The organism is Staphylococcus sp. HMSC071G07, from assembly GCF_001811435.1.
Classification (GTDB): Bacteria; Bacillota; Bacilli; order Staphylococcales; family Staphylococcaceae; genus Staphylococcus; species Staphylococcus pettenkoferi.
In genome coordinates, this window is record NZ_KV804776.1 from 1 (window position 1) to 298 (window position 298).

Here is a 298-nt window from a genome sequence, read left to right on the forward strand (position 1 = left end):
TGGAGAAGAACTTGAAGTAACTGCGACAGATAAAGCAGGCAATACTTCAGATAAAGCGACAACAACAGTAGCTGACAAAACAGCACCAGATGCCCCAACGGCGAACGATGTGAATAGTGAAGACGACACTATTAAAGGTAAAGCAGAACCAGGATCAGAAGTTACTGTAAATATTCCAGGCCATGATCCAATCACAGGAACAGCCGATGATGAAGGTAACTACAGTATCGACTTACCAAAAGACCTACAAGGTGGCGAAGAAATTACAGTTACAGCTAAAGACAAAGACGGCAACGTT

The 298-nt window shown here is 43.0% G+C and carries 1 protein-coding gene; it reads left to right on the plus strand.

Annotated features, from left to right (window positions below; genetic code table 11):
- Positions 1-298 (plus strand): Ig-like domain-containing protein (locus tag HMPREF2802_RS08335; RefSeq protein ID WP_256277934.1); only part of this gene is annotated, 298 nt, incomplete at both ends.